Below are 12,827 nucleotides of genomic sequence, written 5' to 3'. Positions count from 1 at the left end.
ACATCCTCGATCAGCGGCAGCTGCCACCGGGGGAGCTGCTCGATGGGAGGGGTTCCATTGGGGCTGTAGAGTGCCTCGAGGAGGAAGGTGCCACCGGCGAGCGCCACCAGGTTGATGGCCATGCCGGAGACGACCTGGTCCGAGCGCCAGCGGATGCTCAGGTAGCCGTGGACCGAGGCGAGCCCGGCGCCCGCCACCATTCCCACCACCACGGCCAGGGGCGTGGGCATGGAGAGGGCCGCCACCGCGGCGACGAAGGCCCCGGCGCGCATCTGCCCCTCCACGCCGACGTTCACCACGCCCGCGCGCTCGGAGAGCACACCTCCCAGGGTGGCGAAGATGAGCGCGGGGGCCGCATCCAGGGTGGAGAAGAGGAGCGCCTCGAGGATCTCAAGCACGGGGCACCTCGGTGGAGGCAGGCTGGGCCCGGCGCCGCTTCAGCAGCGCCAGCCACACCAGGCGGCCCGCGACGAAGAGGAGCGCCAGGCCTTGGATGAGCTCCGGGAAGCTCTTGTGCACCCCCAGCAGCTGCATCCGAGTGCCGCCGGCGCGGAGGATCCCGAAGAAGAGCGCCGTCACCGTCGCCCCCAGCGGGTTGTTGTTGCCGATGAGCGCGATAGCGATGCCGTCGAAGCCGTAGGGTGCCGCGAGCGCTCCGGGGTAGCGGTACTCGGTGCCCAGCACGAGCACGGCACCCGCCATTCCCGCCAGCGCGCCAGACAGGGCCATGGCCTCGGCCGCACGCTGCTTCACGGAGATGCCCGCGGCGCGTGCCGCCTCCGGGCCCAGGCCGGCCGCCTGAGTCTCGAAGCCCTGCCGCGTCCGGGTGAGCCACACCCAGACGAGCAGCGCCACGGCCAGCGCCACCACGAAGCCCAGGTTGAGGCGAGAGATGTCTCCCAGCAGCCGGGGGAACTGCGCGGAGGGGTGGATCTCCGCGGTACCGGCCACGGAGTGTCCACCCGTGGCCACCGCGCGCAGCGGGCCCACCGCGAGCCAGTTGTCCACCAGGCTCACCGCCACCCAGTTGAGCATGATGGTGGAGATGACCTCGTGGACGCCGCGCCACAGCTTGAGCGCGGCGGCGATCAGCGCCCACGCCGCCCCCGTCACCGCGGCGGCCAGGATCGCCAGGGGGATGTGCACGACGGAGGGCGCGGTGAGCTGTGCGCCCACCACCGCTGCTGCCACGGCGCCCACCACCATCTGCCCCTGCGCACCGATGTTGAACAGGCCGGCCTTGAAGGCCACCGCCACCGACAGGCCGGTGAGGATCAGCAGGGCCGCCTTGCCCGCGGCCTCGCCCAGCGGCCGGGCCAGGAGCGCGGCGTCTCCCGTCTCCAGGAACCGGGGCCACTGGCCGATGCCGCCATAGAGCATCTGCAGGTAGGCCTCGCCCGCCACCTTCATGTCGCGCGTGAGCGCGATGGCCACCCAGCACACCGCCAGGGCGAGCGCCACGGAGAGGATCGACGGCACGGCCGCGCGCAGGCGGTCACCCATGGCCTGGCCCCGTTCCCAGCATGCGCCGGCCGATCTCGCGCTCGTCGAACTCGGGCCGGGTGAAGGTCCCCGTCACGCGCCCCTCGAAGAGCACGTAGACGCGGTCCGCCATCGTCAGCACTTCCTCCAGATCCAGCGAGATGAGCAGCACGCCCACGCCCTTGGCCCGCTCCTCGCGCAGCCGGCTGTGCACCTGCGCCACCGCGCTGATGTCCAGCCCGCGCGTGGGCTGCACCACCACCAGCAGCTTGGGCTCGGCGTCCAGCTCGCGCGCCACCACCACCTTCTGCTGGTTGCCACCCGAGAGCGCCTGGACGGGGAGCAGCGGATCCGGGGGCCGCACGTCATACGCGCCCAGCAGCCTGGCCGTGCGCTCTCGCCGCCCCTTGAAGTCCAGCCAGGGGCCGCGTGCGAAGGGCGGCTGCCCCTGGCGGCCGAGCGCCACGTTCTCCTCCACGCTCATGCCCTTCACCACCGCGCGTCGCAGCCGATCCTCGGGCACGTGGCTCACGCCTCGCCGCCGGGCCTCATGCGGTGTCAGGTTCGCCAGGGGCTTGCCCAGCAGCGTCCCCTGGCCGGACTCCAGCGGGCGCAGGCCGGTGAGCACCTCGGCCAGCTCCCGCTGCCCGTTTCCGTCCACCCCGGCGATGCCGACGATCTCCCCCGCGTGCACCTCGAGCGTCACTCCGTTCAGCGCCGTGCCCCCGTCCTCGACGCGCACCTTCAAGTCCATGGCCGACAGCACCACCGCGCCCGTGGGCGGGTGGTAGGGCTCCACCCCGGCGTCCCCCGAGCGGGCCTCGCCCACCATGAGGTTGGCCAGCGCGCTGGCGGAGCTCTCCGCCGCTCTGACTTCGGCCACGAGCTTGCCGCGCCGCATGACGGCGATGCGCTCGGCCACGCTGAGCACCTCGCGCAGCTTGTGGCTGATGAAGACGACGGTGTGCCCCTGCTCCTTCAGCCCGCGTGCCACGCGGAACAGATCCTCGGCCTCCTGAGGGGTGAGTACGGCGGTGGGCTCGTCCAGGATGAGCACCTTCGCGCCGCGGTGGAGCGCCTTGACGATCTCCACCTTCTGCTGCGAGCCCACGGTGAGCGTGTCCACCCGGGCCCGCGGATCCAACTGGAAGCCGAAGCGCTGGCAGGTGGCCGCCACCTCGGCGTTGGCCCGCTCCAGATCCATCCGCCCCCAGCGCCGGGGCTCGCGGCCGAGCACCACGTTCTCAGCCACGGTGAGCGTGGGCACCAGCATGAAGTGCTGGTGCACCATGCCAATCCCCCGGGCGATGGCATCCCGGGGGCTCTTGAAGCGGATCGGCTTCCCGTCCAGGAGGATCTCCCCCGAGTCCGGGTGGTAGAGCCCGTACAGGACGTTCATCAGGCTGGACTTGCCCGCGCCGTTCTCACCCACCAGCGCGAGCAGCTCGCCCGCGCCGATCTCGAGAGACACGTCGTCCAGGGCCTGGACGCCGCCGAACCGCTTGTTGATGTGGCGGAGGGAGATCAGGGCGTGGCTTGGAAGGCGGAGAGCTCTTCCTTGGTGGCGGGGACCTTGATCTCGCCGGAGTTGATGCGCTGGCGCAGCGCCTCGACCTTCTGGAGCGCCTCGGCCTTGCCCGGGAAGTCCACGCGGACATCGGCATAGCCCACGCCGCCCTCCTTGAGGCCCAGCGTCTGGTCACCGGCGCTGAACTTGCCCTCGGCCAGGTCGCGCGAGGCGGTGTAGATGGCCAGGTCCAGGTGCTTGAGCATGGAGGTGAGGACCACCTCGGGCGCCACGTGCGACTGGTCCGAGTCCACGCCAATGACGTAGACAGTCTTGCCGGCCGCCTTCGCCTCCTTCACCGCCTGGATGACGCCCAGGCCGTCCGCGCCCGCCGCCTGGAAGATGACGTCCGCGCCCTTCTTGATGAGATCCTGCGCCACCTGCTTGCCGGCGGCCACGTTGTTGAAGCTGCCGGTGTAGACGGCCATCAGGGTCTTCTCGGCCTTGGGGTTGGTGGTCTTCACGCCCGCGCGGTAGCCCGCCTCGAACTTCTTGATGATGGGCACCTCCATGCCACCCACGAAGCCCACCTTGCCCGTCTTCGACACCAGCCCCGCCAGCGCGCCCACGAGGAAGCTGCCCTCATGCTCCTGGAAGGTGACGGTGCGGACGTTGGGCAGGCTGTAGGGCTTGTTCTCGGAGTCCAGCAGCACGCTGTCCACGAGGAGGAACTTGGCGCTCGGGTTGGCCTTGGCCACCGTCTCCACCGCGGGCTCCAGCAGGAAGCCGTTGCCGATGACGAGATCCACGGGCTGATCGACGAGCAGCTGGAGGTTGGGCTCGTAGTCCTCGGGGGACTTGCTCTGGATCACCTGCGGCTCGACAGGCTGCGCGGTGATGGGGGGCTGCAGGTTGATCAGGTCCGAGGTGATGGACGCCTTGATCTCCTCGGGGCTGGCGGGGACGTACTGGCCGCCCTCGTACTTCTTGCCGGCGGCCCAGGTCTCCAGGCCACGGAGCGCCGCGTCATTGAAGGAGTGGTCTCCACGGCCGCCCAGGTCCACCACGAGGCCTACCTTGAAGGTCTTCGGGGCCGGGGGCGGAGGGGGCTTGGCTTCAGCCTGAGGCTGCTTCTGCTCGGCGGGAGCCGTGGGAGCAGGGGGTTCTTCCTTCTTGCAGGCTCCGAGGAGCGCCACAAGGGCCAGGGCAGAGAGGCGGAGGGTCTGGGTCATGGAGCCGTATCTAGCAGATGATGGACCCGATGGAAGGGGTAGGCTATGGCCAGACGCGTGAGACCCTACGAGCTCATCAAAGCCAAGCGGGACGGCCGGGAGCTGGATCCGGACGCAATCCGGGCGTTCATCGCCGCCTATACCCAGGGTGATGTGGCCGACTACCAGATGTCCGCCCTGTGCATGGCCGTCTTCTTCCGCGGGCTGAGCCCGGTGGAGCTGGGGGCCTGGACCCAGGCCATGCTCGAGTCTGGCGAGGTGCTGAGTCTGTCCGACACGCCCGGCCTCAAGGTGGACAAGCACTCGACGGGTGGGGTGGGGGACAAGGTCTCCCTGAGCCTGGCGCCCCTGGCGGCCGCGTGCGGCGTGCCCGTGCCGATGATCTCCGGCCGCGGGCTGGGGCACACCGGCGGGACGCTGGACAAGCTGGAGTCCATCCCCGGCTTCCGGGTGGACCTGTCGGTGGCGGACTACCGGCGGCTGGTGCGGGAGGTGGGCGCCTGCCTCATCGGCCAGACGGCCACGCTGGCGCCTGCGGACAAGAAGCTCTACGCGCTGCGGGACGTGACGGCGACGGTGGACTGCCTGCCGCTGATCGCCAGCTCCATCATGAGCAAGAAGCTGGCGGAGGGCATCGACGCGCTGGTGCTGGACGTGAAGACGGGCAGCGGCGCCTTCATGAAGCGCCTGGAGGACTCGCGCGCCCTGGCGCAGACGATGATCGGCATCGGCACGCAGATGAAGCGCAAGGTGACGGCGCTCATCACGGACATGGATCAGCCGCTGGGACGCGCGGTGGGCAACGCGCTGGAGGTGATCGAGGCGGTGGACATGCTGCGCGGCAAGGCCCCGGCGGACTACACGGAGGTGACGCTGGCGCTCACCGCGGAGATGCTCGTGCTGGGCGGCAAGGCGGCCACTCCCGAGGAGGCGCGGCGGCGGCTGCAGCGCGCGGTGGAGGATGGGAGCGCGCTCAACAAGCTGAAGGAGATTGTTCTGGCGCAGGGGGGAGATCCTCAGGCCATCGATGACTACGGGCGGCTGCCCCAGGCCCGGGCCACGGCGGACGTGGTGGCGCCGGGTGACGGTTTCGTCACGGGCATCGACACGGAGGCGGTGGGGCTGGCGGCGGTGGCGCTGGGGGCAGGGCGGCAGCGGGTGGACAGCATCATCGATCCGGCAGTGGGCTTCACGCTGCTGCGCAAGGTGGGCGAGCCGGTGAAGGCCGGCGAGCCGGTGGTGCGCGTGCACTACAACCACGAGGGGCCGCTGCAGGACGTGAAGGGGCGGCTGCTCGCGGCCTACCGCTTCGGCCCGCAGGCCCCCGCGCCGCGCCCGCTCATCGTCGAACGCCTGGAGTAGGAGGGCGGGCGGGTCGAACAAACACGGCACGTGTCATGAGTGCTTGAAGACGCAGCGGGTCTCGTGCGAGATCCCCCGCGTCATCCGGGAGGGGTGCTCATGACTCGCAATCTGCTGTTCCTCGCTACGCTCGTCGCCGTCTTTCTTTCTCCGATCAACGCCTACGCGGGAGTGTGGTTCGAGGTTCTCCACGCACCCTGCTGGACGGGTGATGAGGACAACGTGAAGCGGCCCGCGGGCCAGGAGATCCTCTACGGCCGCTACCGGGGTGCCGTCGACTGCTTCAACGACGACTTCAACGGTGGCGGCGCGCGCACCGTCCTGTCGATCAAGGCCTTCCAGGCCTGGGAGTACGGGACGATGTTCCTGTACTACGACATCACCGGCCCCTGGAACGGCGCGAACTCCCAGACGGACGGCGAGCAGGACTCCGCCAACGAGCGCGGCGGCTTCTTCGGCGGCATCACCACGACGGTGTCCGCCAAGAAGCTCGGCGAGAAGTTCGCGGGCCGCGAGCTCGACTGGGGTCCCATCGCCGACCTGGAGCTCAAGTACGAGATGGAGCACGTGGCGAAGTTCGGCATGCTCAACTACTACGGCCTGCAGTGGAGCCTGAAGCAGCCGTTCTTCGACTTCGTCTCGGTGACCACGGTCATCCGTGACGACAGCGTGTTCAAGGGGATCGACTTCCAGCTGGGCGCGGCGTGGCAGAAGTCGTTCTCGCTCGGGAGCCAGGACTTCATCTTCGGCGGCTTCTTCTCGGCGGGCCTCTTCGGCGAGGGCGAGGGCGTGGGCAACTTCGAGGGGCAGGAGGGCAACCAGTTCTTCCTCGCTCAGCCCCAGCTGCTCTGGGACTTCGGCAAGCCCATCGGCTTCACCCCCGGCAAGCTGTACGCCGGCTTCGAGTACCAGCTCGCGTTCAACCGGTACCTGATCGGGGGCAAGACGGAGAACGTGCTCCAGGGCATGCTCCGCTGGAACATCTGATCGATGGCTCCTGGAGCCCAGGTCCGCTCCTGGTGCAAAGAAACCGCCAGACCGTCCAGCCGTGAGGCCCTCTGCCGGGGGCGCGCCAGGCAAACCTGTCAGACAAGCAGACAGGTTCGGCCAGAGCGCGCCGCCGGGGGGCTGTGCACCCACGAGTTGCTGTCCCTGACGCGCGGCGCCTCGTCGATTTTGCAGTCGCGTATATGATGCCCACGTAATGGGGCTTTACGAACAGGTCCAGGAGACGGTGCAGGCCATCCGCCAGCGGGCAGCCGGCCTGGCACCGCGAGTAGGGATCATCCTCGGCAGCGGGCTGGGCGCCTTCGCGGACGGCTTCGAGCGCAAGGTGGTCATCCCCTACCAGGAGCTGCCGCACTTCCCGCACTCGTCAGTCCCCGGGCATGCAGGCCGGATGGTGCTGGGGCTGGTGGGCGGAGAGCCCGTGGTGGCCATGCAGGGCCGCGTCCACTCCTACGAGGGCTACTCCCCCGTGCAGGTGGCCTTCCCCGCGCGAGTGCTGTGCGCGCTCGGGATCCGGGCCCTGGTGCTGACCAACGCTGCAGGGGGCATCAACACCCAGTTCGGCCCGGGCGACCTGATGGCCATCACGGACCACATCAACCTCTCCGGGTGGAATGCGCTCACGGGCCCCAATGATGATCGGCTGGGGCCTCGCTTCCCGGACATGAGCCGGGCTTATGCCCCCGCGCTTCGAGAGCTTCTGCTGGAGTCTTCCCGGCGCACCCAGGTTCCCCTGCGACAGGGAGTGTATGTCATGGTGTCGGGCCCCTCGTACGAGACGCCTGCGGAGATCCGCATGCTCCGCACGCTGGGAGCGGATGCGGTGGGGATGAGCACGGTGCCCGAGGCGGTGGCCGCCAGCCACATGGGCATACCGGTGGTGGGGATCAGCTGCATCACCAACCTGGCGGCAGGGGTGGGGGACAAGCCCCTCACCCATGATGAAGTGGCCGAGACGGCGAATCGGGTGGCGGGTATCTTCTCGCGGCTGCTGACGGACTTTCTTCCTGTGGTGGCGCGCGCGTGAGCAAGGATTCGACAGCGATGGCGGAGAGGACTGATTCCACGGGGCCCAAGGCGGAGGAGCGGCGCGACTCGCCACGGGTACCCATGAGCTTCCATGTGCGGCGGGCCGGGACGGAGGCTGCCTTCGAGCCCCGAGACGGGGACCTGTCCCTGGGCGGGTGTGCCTTCCGGGGCGCGGCGCTGGAGCCGGGGACGCAGCTGGAGGTGCGCTTCCGCCTCCCCTCCCTGACGGACGAGCTGAAGGTGCGGGGCGAGGTGCTCACCGCGTCCGAGGCGGCGCAGCAGCCGGCGACGACGCGGGTGCGCTTCCTGGAGCTGCCTGTCGAGGCGGAGCTGGCCATCGCGCGCCACCTGCATGACGTGGAGCAGTCCGCACCAAAACATTGACATCGAAACATCGACCCGGAGGGGCCATGGCCGAGGACATTCCCTGGGAGGCGCTGTTCCAGCAGGCGGCCAAGGTGCGCGAGCGCGCGCACGTGCCCTACTCGCGCTTCCCGGTGGGGGCGGCCGTCCTCTTCGAGGATGGGGGAGTGGTGGCGGGCTGTAACGTGGAGAACGCCACATACGGACTCACGGTGTGTGCGGAGCGCAGCGCCTTTGCGGCCGCAGTGGCCCAGGGCCAGACGCGGCCCGTGGCGGTGGCCATCGTGGTGGACACCCCCACGCCCTGCCCCCCCTGTGGCATGTGCCGGCAGGTGATGGCCGAGTTCGCCGGGCCGGACCTGCCCGTGCGCAGCCGCAACCTCAAGGGGGAGGAGGCGCAATACTCGCTCCGGGAGCTGCTGCCGCACGCCTTCACGCGCGACTTCCTCTGACACAGGCCTGCTCTGTGTTAAGAGCAGCCGCGCGTGGACCTGCTCTTCACCCATGGCACCGTCGTGACGATGAACCGCGAGCGCGAGGTGCTCGTGGACGCGGATGTCCTCATCCAGGATGGCCGCATTGCCCGGATTGGCCGGGGGTTGAAGGTTCGCGGCGCGGCCCGGCGGGTGATTGACGTGACGGGCCAGGTGGTGCTGCCCGGCCTCATCCACGGCCACCTGCACGCCTGCCAGACGTTGTTCCGCAACCACGCGGACGGGCTGGAGCTGCTGGACTGGCTGCGTGAGCGCATCTGGCCCTACGAGGCGGCGCACGACGCGGACTCCCTGCGCGCTTCAGCGGACCTCACCTTCGCCGAGCTCATCCAGTCCGGCGCCACCGCGGCGCTCGACATGGGCACGGTGCGTCACTACGACGCGGTGTTCGAGTCCGCGCGGGACTGCGGGTTCCGGCTCACCGGCGGCAAGGCGATGATGGACTCGGGCCACTCGCTGCCCGCGGGCCTGCGCGAGACGACGGAGGCCTCTCTGGCCGAGAGCCTGGCGCTGCTGGAGCGCTGGCACGGCACGCACGGGGACAGGCTCCGCTATGCCTTCGCGCCACGCTTCGTCCTCTCGTGCACCGAGCAGCTCCTCAGGGAGGTGTCGCGGCTGGCGCGGGAGAAGGGCGTGCGCGTCCACACCCACGCCAGCGAGAACGCCACCGAGTGCGACTTGGTGCGCCAGCGCATCGGCCAGGACAACGTCTCCTACTTCCACTCGCTGGGGATCTCCGGCCCCCACGTGACGCTGGCCCACTGCGTGTGGCTCACCGCCGAGGAGCAGCGTCTGCTGCGCGAGACGGGGACGGTGATGTGCCACTGCCCCAGCTCCAACCTGAAGCTCGCCTCCGGCATCGCCAAGGTGCCCGAGCTGATGGATGCAGGGGTGCACGTGTGCCTGGGAGCAGACGGCGCGCCCTGCAACAACAACCTGGACCTCTTCATGGAGATGCGGCTGGCGGCCCTGCTGCACAAGCCGCGCGTGGGGCCGCTGGGCATGCCGCCGCTGCGCGTGCTGGAGATGGCCACCCTGGAGGGGGCTCGGGCGCTGGGGCTGGAGCACGAGGTAGGCTCACTGGAGGAGGGCAAGCGCGGGGACGTCACCGTGGTGGACCTCCGCGGCCTGCACACCCTGCCCACGCCTGACAACGTCCTGGGGGTGCTCGTCCACGCCGCCCGCTCCACGGATGTGTCGCACGTGGCCATCGACGGGCAGCTCGTGCTCAAGGATCGGCAGCTGCTCACCCTGGATGCCCAGGACGTGGCCGAGCGCGCCCGCAAGCACGCCGCTCGCATCGTGGAGCGCGCGAACCTCTGAAGTCGGCCTGTCAGGCCGCGCGGCTCGACTCGCTGGGAGCCGGCAGCCGCGCGACGAACGAGGTGGTCCACCCCTGCACATCCTCCACGGCGATGCGCCCACCGTGCGCCTCCACCGCGAGGCGGGAGAAGTAGAGGCCCAGCCCATAGCCACTCCGGGCGCTCCGCTCCTGCTCCCCCTGCATGTGCTTGTCGAAGAGGCGGGTGCGCAACCCCTCCTCGATCGGCGTGCCGTCGTTGCGCACGGCGAGGTAGGGCGCGCTGCCGTCCTTCCCCGCCTCGAGCCTCACCCGTCCGCCCGGGGGGGTATGGCGCAGGGCGTTGGCGACGAGGTTCTCCACCACCCGCATGAGCAGCGCCTTGTCCCCCTGGAACACCTGCCCCACGGGCGCCTCCACCTCCAGCGTGAGCCGCCGGAACTGCGCGGCCTGGCCGAAGGCCTGGCGCACCTCCTCGAACATCGCGGTGATGTCGAGCCGCTGCGGGCGCAGCTCCAGCTTGCCCTCCTCCAGGCGGGGCAGGTCCAACAGCTCGGTGATCATCCGCTCCATCCGCCCGGTGACGGCGATCCCCGAGCGCACCCCCTGCATGAGCGCCAGGTCGCCGCCCACGGAGAGCTCGGCCTCCAGCCAGGAGAACGTCATGGTCAGCGCGGACAGCGGCGAGCGCAGATCGTGCACGAGGAACTGGATGAGCTGATCCTTGTCCCGCTGCAGCGCGAGGAGCTGCTCGTTCTGCGCGCGCGTCTCACCGAGCATCTGCTCGATGGTCTGCTGGGCCTGCTCGAGCTCCTGGAAGCGCCGCGCCTCGATCTGGCGCTCCACCTCCGTGCGGGTGAAGGCCAGGACGAGCTGGCGCAGGCGCTGGCTGCCGTACTGGCTCATGAACGCCACCAGGAACAGCACCACGGCCGCGAGGACCACCGAGCCGTAGCTGACGTCCGCCTCGCGCATCAGCACGGCCTGGGCCACGGCGGACAGGAGCGCCGTCGTGTAGACGACACTCGGCATGAGCGTGAGGCTGCTCAGCACCACCACCAGGCTGAAGAGCCCCAGGCTGAAGCCGGCAATCCCGGATGGGAAGCGGGAGAGGGGCAGCGCGGCATGCTGCACCCAGAAGACGAGCCCCACGTCCACCAGGGACTGCGCCACGTCCAGCCACTGGACGAAGCGCTTGCCATGCAGGGCCAGCAGCGCCGCGGCCACGCCCAGGTAGAGCGCGAGCGGCAGCGGGTAGAGCGCCCAGTCCTGCCGGCCCGTCAGCCACAGGGCCCCGACGATGAGCAGGAAGAGGAGCGCACCCGCCACCCGGACTGCCGCGCCGACCTTCAGCACCCGGCGGCGCTGCTGATCGACCGACTCTTCCAGGAGCGCATCGAGGGCTTTGGTGTCCTGCGGGGTCATGTGCGAGGGAGCCAGACACTAGCACCCGAGCGGTGAACAGGGGACTGCCCGCCGGTCTGGGGGGTGGGGGGCAGGGCGCTGCTCTGTTGGCTGGCGACCGGGGCTCCGAGAGGGAAAGCGGGACAGGGCGGCAATCTCCCACCTTTGGTAGGCGTAGGGCAGGGAGAAGGGTAGGCTTGGGCCCCACGGGATCGTATAAGGTCCGAGTCTTCGAGGCCTTTGGAGGAGGTAGAAGTCAATATGTGGCAACGGTTCAAGAGAGCAATGCGCAGCTTCGCGGGCTTCTTCGTCTCCTCCATTGAGGACCCGGAGCTCATCCTCGAGCAGAACGTGCGGGACCTGAACGATCAGGTGCCGAAGATGAACGAGTCCATCGCCATGGTGCGGGCGAACGTGACGCTGCTGGAGAAGGAGAACGTCAAGTACCAGCAGGACGTGCGCGAGCTCACCGCCAAGGTGAAGGCCGCCATCCAGGCGGGCCGTGACGATCTCGCCGGGAGTTACGCCTCTCGCCTGCAGACGGAGAAGCAGGCGCTCGAGCGCAACGAGCAGCAGCTGCTGACGGCTCGGGCGGCGTACGAGAAGGCGATGAACGTCAAGAAGATCTTCATGAAGGAGAAGGAGCGGAAGACCCAGGAGGCGATGAACGCCATCCGGGACGCTCGCCGCGCCAAGTGGCAGTCCAAGGTGGCCGACGCGATGGAGTCCTTCCAGGTCGCCGGCATTGACGCCACGCATGACGAGATGCTCCGCAAGGTGCAGGAAGGGGCCGCCGTCAACGAGGCGCGCATGCAGATGGCGCTCGAGTCGGTGGATCACCAGGCGCTCTCCATCGAAGAGGAGGCCGAGAAGCTGCAGGCCAACGAGCTGGTGAAGCAGTTCAAGATGGAGATGGGCCTGGACAGCCCCGCGCCGGTGTCGGACGTGGGCGCTCCGGCGGAGAAGACCATCGGCAAGAAGGTGGAGGTGAAGTAGCCCTCCCGGAGGGAAGGGGCCGCACCCATGAAGCTGCATCGCGGGCCAGGCCTCTTCTTGTTCCTCACCCTGTGCTTGCTCGGCGCGGGCTACACGCTCGCGTCGCGGCTGGGGTACCTGGATCGTCTCCAGGCGCGGTTCTTCCCGGCCGCCCAGGAGGCCATCCGCCTGTCCCCCGGGGACTTCCCCGCGGGGGTGGCGGCACCGGTGGCGGACGTGGCCTCGGTGCCCCTGCGGCCGGTGCTCATCGGCTTCACCCCGCGCGGCTCTGCGTCCGCGCTGCTTCTGGCAACGGGCGGCTCCATCACGCTGGATGCGCCGGCAGCTCCGCCGGGCGCGGCCCAGGGGCTGCTCAAGACGGCCTACGCGCTGGACGCCCGCGCGGTGCTGTTCGCCCGGGACGAGGAGCTGCGGCAGGCGCTGGCCATTGGCGCGGAGAACGGCGGGGTGGACATGGCCTGCCTCTCCGTGGACCGGCTGGCGTCGTGGCTGCCCTCGCTGCGGGACGCGGCGCCGCGCACGGTGATGCTGCTGGGGCGCAGCCGTGGGCAGGAGGCGCTGGCGGCGGTGGGAGTGCCGGACCTGGCGGGCCTGCGCGGCAAGCGCCTGGGGGTGTACTCGGGGAGCGCCTCGCACTACTTCGCGCTGTG

12 protein-coding genes and 1 pseudogene are annotated in these 12,827 nt (G+C 69.7%); 8 read left to right on the top strand and 5 right to left on the bottom strand.

The window, feature by feature from the left end:
- From VD972_RS09840 to VD972_RS09825, 4 genes are all read right to left on the bottom strand, one after another.
- A partial coding sequence (locus VD972_RS09840) for an ABC transporter permease subunit (protein ID WP_414654029.1) occupies positions 1-398 on the bottom strand: 398 nt, incomplete at its 3' end.
- Positions 391-1,503: an ABC transporter permease gene (locus tag VD972_RS09835; RefSeq protein ID WP_324984383.1), complete on the bottom strand. Its 1,113-nt coding sequence runs from the start codon at positions 1,501-1,503 to the stop codon at positions 391-393. The genes VD972_RS09840 and VD972_RS09835, both read right to left, overlap by 8 nt.
- A complete protein-coding gene (locus VD972_RS09830) occupies positions 1,496-2,953 on the bottom strand; it encodes an ABC transporter ATP-binding protein (protein WP_324984381.1) in 1,458 nt (485 codons plus the stop codon). Before VD972_RS09830 ends, VD972_RS09835 begins: the two co-directional genes overlap by 8 nt.
- A gap of 53 nt (positions 2,954-3,006) precedes the next feature.
- Positions 3,007-4,221 (bottom strand): BMP family ABC transporter substrate-binding protein, encoded by a 1,215-nt coding sequence (locus VD972_RS09825; RefSeq protein ID WP_324984378.1) that lies wholly within the window; start codon positions 4,219-4,221, stop codon positions 3,007-3,009.
- A gap of 57 nt (positions 4,222-4,278) precedes the next feature.
- On the opposite strand from VD972_RS09825, the gene VD972_RS09820 reads away from it, so the two are divergent.
- The 6 genes from VD972_RS09820 (at position 4,279) to VD972_RS09795 (ending at position 9,800) form a co-directional block, all read left to right on the top strand.
- Positions 4,279-5,583 carry a thymidine phosphorylase gene (locus tag VD972_RS09820; protein ID WP_324984374.1) on the top strand — a complete coding sequence of 435 codons (1,305 nt, stop codon included), beginning with the start codon at positions 4,279-4,281 and terminating at the stop codon, positions 5,581-5,583.
- Positions 5,584-5,682: 99 nt separating this feature from the next.
- Positions 5,683-6,570 carry a hypothetical protein gene (locus tag VD972_RS09815; protein WP_324984371.1) on the top strand — a complete coding sequence of 296 codons (888 nt, stop codon included), beginning with the start codon at positions 5,683-5,685 and terminating at the stop codon, positions 6,568-6,570.
- A 217-nt stretch (positions 6,571-6,787) separates the two neighbouring features.
- Positions 6,788-7,618: a purine-nucleoside phosphorylase gene (locus tag VD972_RS09810; RefSeq protein ID WP_324984368.1), complete on the top strand. Its 831-nt coding sequence runs from the start codon at positions 6,788-6,790 to the stop codon at positions 7,616-7,618.
- A gap of 17 nt (positions 7,619-7,635) precedes the next feature.
- Positions 7,636-8,004: a PilZ domain-containing protein gene (locus tag VD972_RS09805; RefSeq protein ID WP_324984365.1), complete on the top strand. Its 369-nt coding sequence runs from the start codon at positions 7,636-7,638 to the stop codon at positions 8,002-8,004.
- Positions 8,005-8,030: 26 nt separating this feature from the next.
- On the top strand, positions 8,031-8,435 hold the full coding sequence (locus VD972_RS09800) for a cytidine deaminase (protein ID WP_324984362.1): 405 nt from the start codon (positions 8,031-8,033) through the stop codon (positions 8,433-8,435).
- Positions 8,436-8,468: 33 nt separating this feature from the next.
- Positions 8,469-9,800, top strand: a complete 1,332-nt coding sequence (locus tag VD972_RS09795; protein WP_324984359.1) for a 5'-deoxyadenosine deaminase — start codon at positions 8,469-8,471, stop codon at positions 9,798-9,800.
- A 10-nt stretch (positions 9,801-9,810) separates the two neighbouring features.
- Here VD972_RS09795 and VD972_RS09790 read toward each other — a convergent pair whose 3' ends face one another.
- The gene (locus VD972_RS09790) at positions 9,811-11,202 is read right to left on the bottom strand and encodes a HAMP domain-containing sensor histidine kinase (protein WP_324984356.1); all 1,392 of its coding nucleotides are present in this window, start codon (positions 11,200-11,202) and stop codon (positions 9,811-9,813) included.
- Between the two features lie 240 nt (positions 11,203-11,442).
- Here VD972_RS09790 and VD972_RS09785 point away from each other — a divergent pair, with 240 nt between their 5' ends.
- Together VD972_RS09785 and VD972_RS09780 are read left to right on the top strand one after the other, a co-directional pair.
- Positions 11,443-12,177 carry a PspA/IM30 family protein gene (locus VD972_RS09785; protein ID WP_324984353.1) on the top strand — a complete coding sequence of 245 codons (735 nt, stop codon included), beginning with the start codon at positions 11,443-11,445 and terminating at the stop codon, positions 12,175-12,177.
- A 27-nt stretch (positions 12,178-12,204) separates the two neighbouring features.
- A pseudogene (locus VD972_RS09780) lies at positions 12,205-12,827 on the top strand (hypothetical protein); the annotation flags it as partial.

Source organism: Hyalangium sp., assembly GCF_035629615.1.
GTDB lineage: Bacteria > Myxococcota > Myxococcia > Myxococcales > Myxococcaceae > Hyalangium.
The sequence above is the reverse complement of the archived record's forward strand: the minus strand, read 5'-3'. Positions and strand labels throughout refer to the sequence as shown.